The organism is Microbacterium sp. NPDC089696, assembly GCF_044749125.1.
In the GTDB taxonomy this organism is placed as follows: Bacteria; Actinomycetota; Actinomycetes; order Actinomycetales; family Microbacteriaceae; genus Microbacterium.
The window spans coordinates 33,796-45,858 of sequence record NZ_JBIVHF010000004.1 but is presented as its reverse complement, the minus strand read 5'-3'; the positions used below and the strand labels follow the sequence as shown (position 1 = coordinate 45,858).

Below are 12,063 nucleotides of genomic sequence, written 5' to 3'. Positions count from 1 at the left end.
ATGGCCACCGAAGAAACCCTCGTCCTCGTCAAGCCCGACGGCGTCGCCCGCGGCCTCACCGGCGCGATCCTCGCACGCATCGAGTCGAAGGGGTACGCCCTCGTCGACATCCGTCTCGTGGAGCCGGACCGCGACCGTCTCGCCGCCCACTACGCCGAGCACGAGGGCAAGCCGTTCTACGAGCCGCTGCTCGAGTTCATGCTCTCGGGTCCGTCCGTGGCGATCCGCCTCGCCGGCAACCGCGTGATCGAGGGCTTCCGCTCGCTCGCCGGCACCACCGACCCGACCACCGCCGCCCCCGGCACGATCCGCGGCGACTTCGGCCGCGACTGGGGCCTCAAGGTGCAGCAGAACCTCGTGCATGGCTCCGACAGCCCCGAGTCCGCCGCTCGCGAGCTCGGCATCTGGTTCGACTGAGCCGACTCAGGACGAAGCCCGCTGCACGTGCTGTGCGGCGGGCTTCGTCGTGTCCGGGTGGATACCGGTGGATCAGAAGAGGATGCGGGCGATCTCGCCGAGGAAGTCGAGGCCCTGCAGCTGCGCGAGCAGGATGATCACGGCGTATGCGAGGACGGTCGCGAGCGGCACCCACGCCATCAGGCTGTTCGCGCGGTCCTTGATCTTCTCGTTGCCGGTGAACGTGCCGTTGCGCGTGAGGTGCAGCATCGTGGCGAAGAACGTGGGGATCGTGACGGCCCACGTGATCATGCACCAGGGGCACAGGACGAAGAGGTCGTAGAGGCTCTGGCCGATCAGCCAGCACACGAAGCCGAACGCGAAGGTGATGCCGGCGCCGAACACGGCCCAGAACCAGCGCGGGAAGCGGGCACCGGCGAGGACCGCGACGCCCACGATCAGCGGAGCCATCCATCCCATGAGGCCGAGGAGGGGGTTCGGGAACCCGAACACCTCGCCCTGGGGGGAGTTCAGGTTCTTGCTGCACTGAATGAAGGGGCTGATGTCGCACGACAGCGCGTCCGACGGGTTCTCGAGAAGCACGAACTTCTCCACCGTGAGGGCGAACGCGGCCGTGAGGCCGATGACGCTCGCGATGATCAACCAGACCGCGTAGACGGTGGGGCGGGTGCGCTGCTCGCTCATATGTGGATTATCACAGCGATCGCTATGGATGGGGCGTGAGGCGGGCCAGAGATAACGGGGCACGCGGCTCGCGAGACGGTCGGATGCCGCGAACTCGCGCACTTGGTGCGATAATGGCCTGTGATGCACCGCTCGACCCGGTCGCAGCACGCATCGTCGAAGACTTCGGGGCCGTATGCCCCTCGTGACCAGAGCCATGAGCCGGTCGCACACCGAATGAGTTCGCGGCACCTGCGGGAGCTGCATGAGAATTCGCGGAGCACCTGGTGCACCGCGCGAGGAGTACGCCAGAGATGGCCGATGACAACAATGACTACGACGCCCCTACCCTCGACCTCACTGCGGATGCCGACGCGCCCGCAGAGGTGACCGCGGAGGCTCCCGAGGAGCCCGCCGCCGAGGAGACCCCCGCCGAGGACACGGTCGTGGAGGTCGACGAGGCTCCGACCGCCGAGGAGCCCGCAGCCGAGGCTCCTGCTCAGGTCGAGGCTCCCGCGGAGGCGGAGGCATCCGCCGAGCCCGAGGCCGAGGCTGATGCCCCGGCCGCTGAGCCCGCCGAGGCCGAGACTCCGGACTCCGAGACGGAGAAGAAGCCCGCGGCGCCGGCGAAGCCCGAGCCCGTGACGGCGGTGTCGCTGGGCCTTCTGCCCGAGGTCTTCGTGTCGCAGGTGTCGACGCGTCTCGCGTTCTACGCGCCCGAGATCGTTCCGCTTCCCGCCCGCCCCGGTCGTGACCGCGGAGCCGACCGCGACCTGGACCGCGACGCCGACGAGCCCACCGGCGGCCGCCGCGGGCGCCGTCGTCGCGGCGGATCCGACGACGGCGACCAGCGCGACGAGCCCCGTCAGCCGCGTCAACGCGTGGTCGAGTACATCACCGAGCCGAAGGCGATCAAGGGATCGACCCGTCTCGAGGCGAAGAAGCAGCGTCGCCGTGACGGACGGGACGCCGGTCGCCGCCGCCCCGTCGTGACCGAGGCCGAGTTCCTCGCGCGTCGCGAGTCCGTCGACCGCAAGATGGTCGTCCGCGCCAAGAACGGCCGCACGCAGATCGGTGTGCTCGAGGACGGCGTGCTCGTGGAGCACTACGTCGCCCGCAACCAGGACGCCTCGCTCATCGGCAACGTGTACCTCGGTCGCGTGCAGAACGTGCTGCCCAGCATGGAGGCCGCGTTCGTCGACATCGGCCGCGGCCGCAACGCCGTGCTGTACTCCGGCGAGGTCGACTGGGACGGTGTCGAGCTCGGCAACCAGCCGCGTCGTATCGAACTGGCTCTCAAGGCCGGAGATCGCGTCCTGGTGCAGGTCACCAAGGACCCCGTGGGGCACAAGGGCGCCCGACTGACGAGCCAGATCTCGCTTCCCGGTCGCTACCTCGTGTACGTGCCCGGCGGATCGATGAACGGCATCAGCCGCAAGCTCCCCGACAACGAGCGCGCGCGTCTCAAGCGCATCCTCAAGGAGGTCCTCCCGGAGTCCTCCGGTGTGATCGTCCGCACGGCCGCCGAGGGCGCGACCGAGGAGCAGCTCACGCGGGACGTGCAGCGCCTCACCACGCAGTGGGAGCACATCCGCAAGACCGTCGAGAACCAGCAGGCGCCGGCACTCCTGCACGCCGAGCCCGATCTCCTGGTGAAGATCGTCCGTGACGTCTTCAACGAGGACTTCACGAAGATGCTCATCCAGGGCGAGGACGCGCAGCGCACGATCCGCGCCTACCTCGAGAGCGTCGCACCCGACCTGCTCGAGCGCGTCGAGTCGTACGAGGACGAGGTCGACCCGTTCGACGCGTTCCGCATCACGGAGCAGATCGAGAAGGCGCTCGACCGCAAGGTCTGGCTGCCCTCGGGCGGTTCGCTCGTGATCGACCGCACCGAGGCCATGACGGTCGTCGACGTCAACACCGGCAAGTTCGTCGGCTCGGGCGGAAACCTCGAGGAGACCGTCACGAAGAACAACCTCGAGGCCGCGGAGGAGATCGTCCGTCAGCTGCGCCTGCGCGACATCGGCGGCATCATCGTCGTCGACTTCATCGACATGGTGCTCGAGTCGAACCGTGACCTCGTGCTGCGTCGACTCATCGAGTGCCTCAGCCGCGACCGCACGAAGCACCAGGTCGCCGAGGTCACCTCGCTCGGCCTCGTGCAGATGACGCGCAAGAAGCTCGGCCTCGGCCTGCTCGAGACCTTCAGCGAGGCGTGCGAGGTCTGCGCCGGCCGCGGTGTCATCGTGCACCACGACCCCGTGGTCAAGCACCGCTCGAACGGCGGCAACGGCGGGGGCAACGGGAACGGCGGCTCCTCGAACCGTCGTCAGCGCGGAGGCGGCGGCGGGAACGGCCAGAACCAGAGCCAGGCGCCCGCGACCGGTACGACGCACAGCATCCCCGAAGGAGCCAAGACGGCGCTCGCGCAGATCGCGGCGTCCTCGCGGCCGGCGGCCTCGGAGGGAGCCGCGGATGCCGCGGCGCCCGTCGCCGAGCAGCCCGATGCGTCTGCGTCCCCGGAGCGCGCGAAGAAGCCCCGCAAGAAGCGCAGCGGTGACCGCAAGGGCCCGAAGTCGCCGGCCGAGCAGCTGCTCGACTCGGTGCTCGACGCCCTCCCGGAGCCCAAGGCCCCGGGGCAGGGGAGGGGGCGCCGTCGCGTGACCACCGCCGCGCTCACCGGCACCCCGGTCTCCGTGAACTCGGAGTCAGCGGCGCCGGTCGCGACCCCGGACGCGGAGTCCTGAGGCGATCAGCCGACGCACCAGCTCCTTGCCCTCGACGTGCACCGCGCCGGCGGCGATGAGCCGTGGCACGGCGTCCTCCGGGACGTCGTAGTGGTCGAGGTCGAAGGCGCGAGCCGGGAGGTCCTGCGCGCGGGCGAACGCGTGCAGCTCGTCGAGGCTCTCGTCGCTGACGAGGTGCGCCCAGAGCCGTCCGTGCGCGGGCCAGAGCGGGTCGTCGACGAGAACGGTCATCCCGCCAGCCTACGACCGGGACACACCCCGGGCGCGTTTTGCGACACCGCATCCCATCCGGTAAAGTAGTCCCTTGGTGCGCATGCCGCGTCGTCCCCGACGGTCGAAGCGGAGAGTCTTGCGTTCGCACCCGTCGCCCTGCGACGCATGCAAGCAACAGTCTTCCCGTGAGATTCTCGGAGCCTCGCGCTCCCCAACGAAACAGGTATGAAGTGGTTTACGCAGTAGTGCGCGCCGGTGGGCGGCAGGAGAAGGTCGAGGTCGGCACGATCGTTCAGCTCGACCGTGTTCAGGCTGCTCAGGGCGAGAAGATCGAGCTCGCCGCGGTGCTGCTCGTCGACGGCGCCACGGTGACCACCGACGCTGACAAGCTGGCGAAGGTCAAGGTCACGGCAGAGGTTCTCGGCAACCTCCGCGGCCCGAAGATCGTCATCCAGAAGTACAAGAACAAGACCGGCTACAAGAAGCGTCAGGGCCACCGCCAGGAGCTCACGCGCGTCAAGATCACCGGCATCAAGTAAGACCGAGGAGACCAGGACATGGCACACAAAAAGGGCGCAAGCTCCACCCGCAACGGTCGTGACTCCAACGCACAGCGACTGGGCGTCAAGCGCTTCGGTGGACAGCAGGTCCTCGCCGGCGAGATCATCGTCCGCCAGCGCGGCACGCACTTCCACCCCGGCGTGAACGTCGGCCGTGGTGGCGACGACACGCTGTTCGCCCTCGCCGCCGGTGCGGTCGAGTTCGGCGCGAAGGGCGGCCGCAAGGTCGTCAACATCGTCGCCGCTGCCGAGTGATCACAGCGCGACGCTAGACATCCGAATCGGGGCGGGCTTCGGCCCGCCCCGATTCTCTTTTGCAGGGAGAGAGACATGGTCACCTTCGTCGACACCGTGACGCTGCATCTGCGCGCCGGCAAGGGCGGCAACGGCTGTGTCTCGGTCCACCGCGAGAAGTTCAAGCCTCTCGGCGGTCCCGACGGCGGCAACGGCGGCGACGGCGGCGACATCGTGCTCGTCGCGGACGCCCAGACCGGCACGCTGCTGTCGTACCACCACTCGCCGCACCGCACCTCCGGCAACGGCGGACCCGGGATGGGCGACCACCGCGCCGGCTTCATGGGCGAGGATCTCGTGCTGCCCGTGCCGGTCGGCACCGTGGTCAAGAACCCCGCGGGTGACGTGCTGATCGACATGATCGAGCCGGGGGAGCGATTCGTCGTCGCCCAGGGCGGTCAGGGCGGACTCGGCAACGCCGCGCTCGCGACTCCGAAGCGCAAGGCGCCCGGTTTCGCGCTGCTCGGGACGCCCGGCGCCGAGGGCGACGTCGTGCTCGAGCTCAAGACCGTCGCCGATGTGGCACTCGTCGGATACCCCTCCGCGGGCAAGTCCAGCCTGATCGGCGCGATCTCCGCCGCTCGGCCCAAGATCGCCGACTATCCGTTCACGACGCTCCACCCGAACCTCGGCGTCGTGCAGCAGGGCGACTTCCGGTACACGGTCGCCGACGTGCCGGGGCTCATCGAGGGCGCGAGCGAGGGACGCGGCCTCGGCCTCGAGTTCCTCCGCCACGTCGAGCGATGCTCTGCGCTGCTCCACGTGCTCGATTGCGCGACCCTCGAGCCCGGTCGCGATCCGATCTCCGACCTCGACGTGATCCTCGCCGAGCTCGCCGCCTACGAGGTGCCCGAGGGGCAGACGCCCCTGCTGGAGCGCCCGCAGCTCGTGGCCCTCAACAAGATCGACGTTCCCGAGGCGCGCGACCTCGCGGATCTCGTGCGCCCGGATCTCGAAGCGCGCGGTTTCCGTGTGTTCGACATCTCGACGGTGTCGCACGAGGGACTCCGTCCGCTCACCTTCGCGCTCGGCGAGATCGTCGAGCAGCACCGGGCCGAGCAGGCTGCGGCCGAGCCGGTGCGCGAGCGCGTGGTGATCCGCCCGAAGGGGTCGAAGAAGGACTTCGCGATCCGCGTCGAGGGCGGCACCTACGGCAACGTCTACCGCATCCTCGGCGAGAAGCCGGTGCGCTGGGTGCAGCAGACAGACTTCCAGAACGAGGAGGCCGTCGGCTTCCTCGCCGACCGTCTCGAGAAGCTCGGCGTCGAGGACGAGCTCTTCCGCCTCGGCGCGGTGCAGGGATCGACCGTCGTCATCGGCGAGGGCGACAGCATCGTGTTCGACTGGGAGCCGACCATGTCGTCGGCCGCCGAGCTCATGACCGCACCGCGCGGCACCGACCCGCGTCTCGCTCCGAACTCGCGCCGCACCACGTCAGAGCGTCGCGAGCAGTACTACGAGCGCATGGACGCCAAGGCCGAGGCGCGCGCCGCCGCCGAGGAGCGTCGTCTGGCGACCCGCGACGAGGGCGGGGAGTGACCGCGCGTACGCGCGCGGACCTCGCGACCGCGTCGCGCATCGTCGTCAAGGTGGGCTCGTCGTCGATCAGCGGCGAGTCGTCGTGGCGGATCCCGGTCATCGTCGAGGCCCTCGCCGCGGCGCACGGCCGCGGCACCGAGGTGATCCTCGTCTCGTCGGGCGCGATCGCGTCGGGCATCCCGTTCCTCCGCCTCGACGCGCGACCGACGGATCTCGCCACGCAGCAGGCCGCGGCCGCCGTCGGGCAGAACATCCTCGTGTACCGCTATCAGGAAGCGCTCCGCCCCTTCGACATCATCGCCGGACAGGTGCTCCTCACGACGGGCGATCTGGAGAACCCGACGTCGCGCAGCAACGCCCGCCGTGCGATGGAGCGTCTGCTCGGCCTGCGGGTGCTGCCCATCGTGAACGAGAACGACACCGTGGCCACGCAGGAGATCCGTTTCGGCGACAACGATCGGCTCGGTGCTCTCGTCGCGCAGCTCACCAACGCGGACGCCCTCGTGCTGCTCAGCGACATCGAGTCGCTGTACACCAGGCCGCCGTCCGATCCCGCGGCCGAGCCGCTCGACGTGATCGAGCCGGACGCCGACCTCTCCGGCCTCGAGTTCGGATCGACCGTCGTGAACAGCGTCGGCACCGGGGGAGCGGCGACCAAGGTCTCGGCCGCCCGCCTCGCGGCCGCCTCCGGCATCGGCGTGCTCGTGACGAGCGCCGACCTCGTCGGTCCGGCGCTGTCCGGTGCCGAAATAGGCACCTGGTTCGCTCCGGCGCTCTCCTAGACTGGGCGGATGACCGATCAGACCCCGCAGGTGCGCCTGGAGCGCGCCAAGGAGGCCTCCCGTGCCACCGCCGCGCTCACGAGCGACGACAAGGCGCGTGCGCTCGAGGCCATCGCCGTGGCCCTCGAGCACAACGCCGCCCGGATCATCGAGGCCAACGCCCTCGACATCGAGCGCGGTCGCGCCGACGGCATCGGGGACTCGCTGGTCGACCGTCTGCGCCTCGACGAGAGGCGCGTCGCAGCGCTCGCCTCGGCCGTGCGCGAGGTCGCCGCACTGCCCGACCCGGTGGGGCGCGTGGTCGGCGGCCATCGGATGCCGAACGGAGTCTCCCTCGAGCAGGTCCGCGTGCCGTTCGGGGTGGTCGGAGCGATCTACGAGGCCCGTCCGAACGTCACGGTCGACATCGCTGCGCTCGCCCTGCGCTCCGGCAACGCCGCGGTGCTGCGCGGCGGCAGCGCGGCGCGCGACTCGAACACCGTGCTCGTGGAGGTCATGCGCGACGCCCTGGGCGAGGTCGGCATCACGCCGGAGGCGATCCAGACGGTCGACGACTTCGGGCGTGAGGGCGCCAAGGCTCTCATGCACGGTCGCGGCTTCATCGACGTGCTCGTCCCGCGAGGCAGTGCCGGTCTGATCGAGACCGTCGTGACGGAGTCGACCGTGCCGGTGATCGAGACCGGCGCCGGGAACGTGCACATCGTGCTCGACGAGAGCGCGCCCGACGACTGGGCCCGCGACATCGTCGTGAATGCGAAGGTGCAGCGGCCGAGCGTGTGCAACGCGGTCGAGACCGTGCTCGTGCTGCGTCAGGCGGCACCGCGCCTCATCCCTCTCGTCGCGAGCGCCCTGCAGAGCGAGGGCGTCGCGATCCACGGCGACGACATCACCGCCGGGCTGGTCTCGAACGTGATCCCGGCCACGGAGGAGGACTGGGCCACAGAGTACCTGAGCCTCGACATCGCGATGAAGGTCGTCGACAGCCTCGACGACGCGCTCGACCACATCCGCCGCTACAGCACCGGCCACACCGAGTCGATCGTGACGACCGACTCGCGCAACGCCGAGCGGTTCCTGGCCGAGGTCGACTCCGCCGTCGTCATGGCCAACACGTCGACGCGCTTCACCGACGGCGGCGAGTTCGGCTTCGGCGCGGAGGTCGGCATCTCGACCCAGAAACTCCACACCCGCGGCCCGATGGGGCTTTCCGAGCTGACCAGCACCAAGTGGCTCGCGCGTGGAGCGGGGCAGACCCGCGGCTGAGGGCTAGACTAGGGGGCGCTGAGGCGCCAGGAGCGCCACGCCCGCCAGCCACGAACGGAGCAAGGATGAATCTCGTCGCACAGATCGCGATGGCAGCAGCCGAGACGGAGCACCACGGCAACGTGGCGCTCGAGACGGTGATCTTCGGCGTCATCGCGGCGATCGTGTTCGCCTTCCTCGCTCTCGTGACGCTGTCGTACAAGAACGTCGCGAACCGTCACTCCGCGAAGGCCGAGGCGTGGGCCGAGAAGCACGGCAAGCACGGACACGAGGCGGGGCACGGCCACTAGACCGTATGAACGACACGACCTCGCGCCCCGCGCGCATCGGTGTGATGGGCGGCACGTTCGACCCCATCCACCACGGCCACCTGGTCGCCGCGAGCGAGGTCGCTCACTCCTTCGGCCTCGATGAGGTCGTCTTCGTCCCCACCGGTCACCCCTGGCAGAAGTCAGGGGTCACGCCCAGCGAGCATCGCTATCTGATGACCGTGATCGCGACGGCATCCAATCCGCAGTTCACGGTGAGTCGGGTCGACATCGATCGGGAGGGTCCCACCTACACGATCGACACACTCCGCGATCTGAAGCGCGATCGTCCGGATGCCGAGCTCTTCTTCATCACCGGTGCCGACGCCGTGGCGCAAATTCTCAGTTGGAGGGACCATGATGAGTTGTGGGAGTTGGCCCACTTCGTCGCGGTCTCACGTCCAGGGCATGTCCTGAGCACTGACGGCCTCCCGAGCGACAACGTCAGCCAGCTGGAAGTGCCTGCGCTGTCGATCTCGTCGACGGCCTGCCGTGAGCGGGTCCGTGACGACCAGCCGGTGTGGTACCTCGTCCCCGACGGAGTCGTTCAATACATCGCGAAGCATCATCTGTATCGGAGCAAGGCATGAGTACATCGGATCAGAACGAGCAGGGTCCGCTGACACGCAAGCAGCTGCGGGAGATCCGACTGACCGGATCGACGCCGGTCATCACGCCCGACGAGGCCGCAGAGGCGGCTGCCGCCGCGGCGACCCCGCCCGCACCGCCCGTTCCGCGCCCGGCTGCTCCGGCCGAGGAACCGTCCGAGGAGCCGTCCGCAGACGGCCGCCTCACTCGTCGTCAGATCCGCGAGCGTGAGCGCGCTGCCACCGCGTCGGTCCCGGTCGTCGGCGAGGAGGACGTCCCCGCCGAGGAGACCCTCCCCGTCGAGGACTCCGCGCCCTCTGACGAGGCGCCGGCCGCGCAGTCGCCTCTCGTGACCGCCGTCCCCGCGTTCTCCGCTCCCGTCGAGGAAGCCCCTCCCGTCGTGGAAGAGGCTCCCGCCCCGGTCGAGCAGGCCCCGACCGTCGAGGACGACGCCGAGGCCGACGAGGAGATCGTCATCGCCCCGGTCAGCGCCGCAGCGAGCGTCGACTCCGTCGGCGAGGTCCCGATCGCGCCGTTCACCCCCGAGACCGCCGTCGAGAGCCGGGACGAGTCGTCCGACGACGACGAGGACCCGGTCGCCGCGGTCGCCGCGCTGGGCATCGAGGTCGAGACCCCGGTCGAGCCCGAGCCCGACGAGGACGACGTGCTCTCCGACGTCGCGGACTCCGAGGACGTCGACGTCAGCACGGGAGAGCGACCGACGGTGAACTCCGCGTTCGGGCAGGGCGTGCTCGCGGATGCCGCCCCGGAGCCGCAGAAACCCTTCGCTCCCTCCTTCGACGAACTTCTCACGGTCGGCGACACGACCGGCTCGCACCGTGCGGGCAACACGCTGATCTTCACGCCGGGCCCCGGCGAGGGGTCGCTGTCGGGTCCCGTGGCCTCGACCGGCGAGATCCTCGTCACCGGATCGTACGAACTGCCGAAGGGGCTGGGCTCTCGCGGTCACGCCGACGGCACGACCGACGGCAAGGAGGTGGACGCCGTGCTCATCGACGGCGAGCTGCCCCCCGCGTCGTCGCCCACTCCGATCGCCGCCAGTTCGGCGATCAGCACCATCAAGCCGGCCGGCGAGGTCATCCGTCCTCCCGCCCCTGAGAAGGGCAACCGGCTCATGCTCATCCTCGCGATCGTGGCGGGTGGTCTGGCACTCGCTGTCGGCGTCGCCGTCATCATCGCCTTCACCACGAATGTGTTCTGATGCAGTCACCTGACACCGCCGTAGAGATGCTGCAGCTCGCAGCGGACGCCGCCGTCTCCAAGGGCGGCGAGGATCTCGTCGCGCTCAACGTCTCCGAGCCCCTTCCGCTCGTGGACATCTTCCTCCTCGTCACCGGGAACAGCGAGCGCAACGTCGCCGCGATCGCCGACGAGGTCGAGGACCGGCTCATCGAGGCCGGACACAAGCGCGTGCGCCGCGAGGGCCGCGCGGAGGCCCGCTGGGTCCTCCTGGACTTCGGCGATCTGATCGTGCACGTCTTCCACCAGGAGGAGCGGGTCTACTACGGCCTCGAGCGCCTGTGGAAGGACTGCCCCGTCGTGCCGTTCGAGCTCGCCGAGCCCACCGCCGACCGCGCCTGACATGCGCACGCATCTGGTCACGGGCGCGGGCTCGGGGATCGGCGCCGTCGTGACGCACCGTCTGCTCGAGCGCGGCGATCAGGTCGTGCTGCTCGCCCGCGATGCGGGCCGCGCGCGGGAGATCGCGTCGCAGCATCCCGGTTCCACGACCCTCGTCGGAGACCTCGCGCAGCCGGGACGCCTGTCCTGGGCGCTGTCGAAGCAGGCTCTGCCCGAGCGCATCGACTCGATCGTGCACGTGGCCGGCGTCGTCGACCTCGGCCCGGTCGCCGATCTGCCCGCAGGGCTGTGGGAGCAGCAGCTCGCGGTGAACCTCGTCGGCCCCGCGGAGCTCACCCGGCTCCTGCTGCCGCTCCTGCGCGTCGCCCGCGGTCGAGTCGTGTTCGTCAACTCGGGCGCCGGCCTGCACGCGCACGCCGGATGGGCGGCGTACGCCGCATCGAAGCACGGTCTGCGCGCACTGGCCGACTCGCTGCGGGCCGAGGAGTCCGAGCACGGGGTGCGCGTCACCTCGGTGTACCCCGGGCGCACCGCGACCCCCATGCAGGAGCGCGTGCACCAGCAGGAGGGGCGCGAGTACGACCCTTCGCGGTTCATCACGGCGGAGTCCGTCGCGACGACGATCCTCACCGCGCTGGACCTCCCGGACGACGCCGCGCTGACCGATCTGACGATCCGTCCCGCGCGCTGACACCGGGCCGCACAGCGCGCCCGGAGTGTCAAGGGGCTGTGCCTCGGGCTCGGATCCGGAGAGGATCTCTCCCAAGGGGAGAGAGTCTTGGAGGACCGACACATGGCCGGAGATCCGGAGCCGCGATACGTGCTCAACCGCATCACTCCGACGGAGTGGGTGATCAACGACCAGAGGTATCCCGAGAACGACCCGCGGCATCTCGTCGCCTGCGTGTACGAGTACGCGGAGACCGAGGTGGAGGTCGTGTGGCTGCGGGATCTGCCGTTGGCGATCCGCTACTCGGACGCCTACCAGGTGCTGGAGGACGTCTCACGCATGCAGGACTCGACGCGCGCGACGCGTCCGATTGCCATCCCGCACCTCCCGCCGCTGCTCGCGACCTGACGGGGT

General features: G+C 69.8%; 15 protein-coding genes. 13 read left to right on the top strand and 2 right to left on the bottom strand.

Annotation, left to right across the window (positions count from 1 at the left end; genetic code table 11):
* Entirely contained in the window at positions 1-417 is a 417-nt protein-coding gene (gene ndk / locus ACIPY8_RS17790) for a nucleoside-diphosphate kinase (RefSeq protein ID WP_400821079.1), read from the top strand.
* Between the two features lie 72 nt (positions 418-489).
* Here the strand turns inward: ndk and ACIPY8_RS17785 are convergent, their stop codons facing one another.
* Complete coding sequence (locus tag ACIPY8_RS17785; RefSeq protein ID WP_400821077.1) at positions 490-1,101, bottom strand: vitamin K epoxide reductase family protein; 612 nt, start codon at positions 1,099-1,101, stop codon at positions 490-492.
* A 293-nt stretch (positions 1,102-1,394) separates the two neighbouring features.
* Here ACIPY8_RS17785 and ACIPY8_RS17780 point away from each other — a divergent pair, with 293 nt between their 5' ends.
* Positions 1,395-3,830, top strand: a complete 2,436-nt coding sequence (locus ACIPY8_RS17780) for an Rne/Rng family ribonuclease (RefSeq protein WP_400821074.1) — start codon at positions 1,395-1,397, stop codon at positions 3,828-3,830.
* Here ACIPY8_RS17780 and ACIPY8_RS17775 read toward each other — a convergent pair.
* Positions 3,792-4,061 (bottom strand): DUF4031 domain-containing protein, encoded by a 270-nt coding sequence (locus ACIPY8_RS17775; RefSeq protein ID WP_400821071.1) that lies wholly within the window; start codon positions 4,059-4,061, stop codon positions 3,792-3,794. The genes ACIPY8_RS17780 and ACIPY8_RS17775 overlap by 39 nt on opposite strands.
* 212 nt (positions 4,062-4,273) lie before the next feature.
* On the opposite strand from ACIPY8_RS17775, the gene rplU reads away from it, so the two are divergent.
* The 11 genes from rplU (at position 4,274) to ACIPY8_RS17720 (ending at position 12,057) form a co-directional block, all read left to right on the top strand.
* The gene (gene rplU, locus ACIPY8_RS17770; protein WP_050723826.1) at positions 4,274-4,582 is read left to right on the top strand and encodes a 50S ribosomal protein L21; all 309 of its coding nucleotides are present in this window, start codon (positions 4,274-4,276) and stop codon (positions 4,580-4,582) included.
* 18 nt (positions 4,583-4,600) lie between these two features.
* The gene (gene rpmA / locus ACIPY8_RS17765; RefSeq protein WP_017202370.1) at positions 4,601-4,858 is read left to right on the top strand and encodes a 50S ribosomal protein L27; all 258 of its coding nucleotides are present in this window, start codon (positions 4,601-4,603) and stop codon (positions 4,856-4,858) included.
* 75 nt (positions 4,859-4,933) lie between these two features.
* Entirely contained in the window at positions 4,934-6,436 is a 1,503-nt protein-coding gene (gene obgE / locus ACIPY8_RS17760; RefSeq protein ID WP_400821068.1) for a GTPase ObgE, read from the top strand.
* The gene (gene proB / locus ACIPY8_RS17755) at positions 6,433-7,218 is read left to right on the top strand and encodes a glutamate 5-kinase (protein WP_400821065.1); all 786 of its coding nucleotides are present in this window, start codon (positions 6,433-6,435) and stop codon (positions 7,216-7,218) included. The genes obgE and proB overlap by 4 nt, the downstream gene beginning before the upstream one ends.
* Positions 7,219-7,227: 9 nt before the next feature.
* On the top strand, positions 7,228-8,481 hold the full coding sequence (locus ACIPY8_RS17750; protein ID WP_400821063.1) for a glutamate-5-semialdehyde dehydrogenase: 1,254 nt from the start codon (positions 7,228-7,230) through the stop codon (positions 8,479-8,481).
* Between the two features lie 65 nt (positions 8,482-8,546).
* Entirely contained in the window at positions 8,547-8,771 is a 225-nt protein-coding gene (locus tag ACIPY8_RS17745) for a hypothetical protein (RefSeq protein ID WP_400821061.1), read from the top strand.
* A 5-nt stretch (positions 8,772-8,776) separates the two neighbouring features.
* Positions 8,777-9,379: a nicotinate-nucleotide adenylyltransferase gene (gene nadD, locus ACIPY8_RS17740; protein ID WP_400821058.1), complete on the top strand. Its 603-nt coding sequence runs from the start codon at positions 8,777-8,779 to the stop codon at positions 9,377-9,379.
* Positions 9,376-10,599: a hypothetical protein gene (locus ACIPY8_RS17735; protein ID WP_400821055.1), complete on the top strand. Its 1,224-nt coding sequence runs from the start codon at positions 9,376-9,378 to the stop codon at positions 10,597-10,599. The genes nadD and ACIPY8_RS17735 overlap by 4 nt, the downstream gene beginning before the upstream one ends.
* Positions 10,599-10,979, top strand: a complete 381-nt coding sequence (gene rsfS, locus ACIPY8_RS17730) for a ribosome silencing factor (RefSeq protein WP_400821053.1) — start codon at positions 10,599-10,601, stop codon at positions 10,977-10,979. Before ACIPY8_RS17735 ends, rsfS begins: the two co-directional genes overlap by 1 nt.
* A gap of 1 nt (position 10,980) precedes the next feature.
* Positions 10,981-11,670, top strand: coding sequence for an SDR family oxidoreductase (locus ACIPY8_RS17725; protein WP_400821051.1), 690 nt, complete (start codon positions 10,981-10,983; stop codon positions 11,668-11,670).
* Between the two features lie 102 nt (positions 11,671-11,772).
* Complete coding sequence (locus ACIPY8_RS17720; RefSeq protein WP_400821048.1) at positions 11,773-12,057, top strand: hypothetical protein; 285 nt, start codon at positions 11,773-11,775, stop codon at positions 12,055-12,057.
* The last annotated feature ends 6 nt before the right edge of the window (positions 12,058-12,063 follow it).

Coding starts and splice junctions, on each gene's coding strand:
- ndk (WP_400821079.1), top strand. CDS start 1: ATGGCCACCGAAGAAACCCTCGTCCTCGTCAAGCCCGACGGCGTCGCC.
- ACIPY8_RS17785 (WP_400821077.1), bottom strand. CDS start 1,101: ATGAGCGAGCAGCGCACCCGCCCCACCGTCTACGCGGTCTGGTTGATC.
- ACIPY8_RS17780 (WP_400821074.1), top strand. CDS start 1,395: ATGGCCGATGACAACAATGACTACGACGCCCCTACCCTCGACCTCACT.
- ACIPY8_RS17775 (WP_400821071.1), bottom strand. CDS start 4,061: ATGACCGTTCTCGTCGACGACCCGCTCTGGCCCGCGCACGGACGGCTC.
- rpmA (WP_017202370.1), top strand. CDS start 4,601: ATGGCACACAAAAAGGGCGCAAGCTCCACCCGCAACGGTCGTGACTCC.
- obgE (WP_400821068.1), top strand. CDS start 4,934: ATGGTCACCTTCGTCGACACCGTGACGCTGCATCTGCGCGCCGGCAAG.
- ACIPY8_RS17750 (WP_400821063.1), top strand. CDS start 7,228: ATGACCGATCAGACCCCGCAGGTGCGCCTGGAGCGCGCCAAGGAGGCC.
- ACIPY8_RS17745 (WP_400821061.1), top strand. CDS start 8,547: ATGAATCTCGTCGCACAGATCGCGATGGCAGCAGCCGAGACGGAGCAC.
- nadD (WP_400821058.1), top strand. CDS start 8,777: ATGAACGACACGACCTCGCGCCCCGCGCGCATCGGTGTGATGGGCGGC.
- ACIPY8_RS17735 (WP_400821055.1), top strand. CDS start 9,376: ATGAGTACATCGGATCAGAACGAGCAGGGTCCGCTGACACGCAAGCAG.
- rsfS (WP_400821053.1), top strand. CDS start 10,599: ATGCAGTCACCTGACACCGCCGTAGAGATGCTGCAGCTCGCAGCGGAC.
- ACIPY8_RS17725 (WP_400821051.1), top strand. CDS start 10,981: ATGCGCACGCATCTGGTCACGGGCGCGGGCTCGGGGATCGGCGCCGTC.
- ACIPY8_RS17720 (WP_400821048.1), top strand. CDS start 11,773: ATGGCCGGAGATCCGGAGCCGCGATACGTGCTCAACCGCATCACTCCG.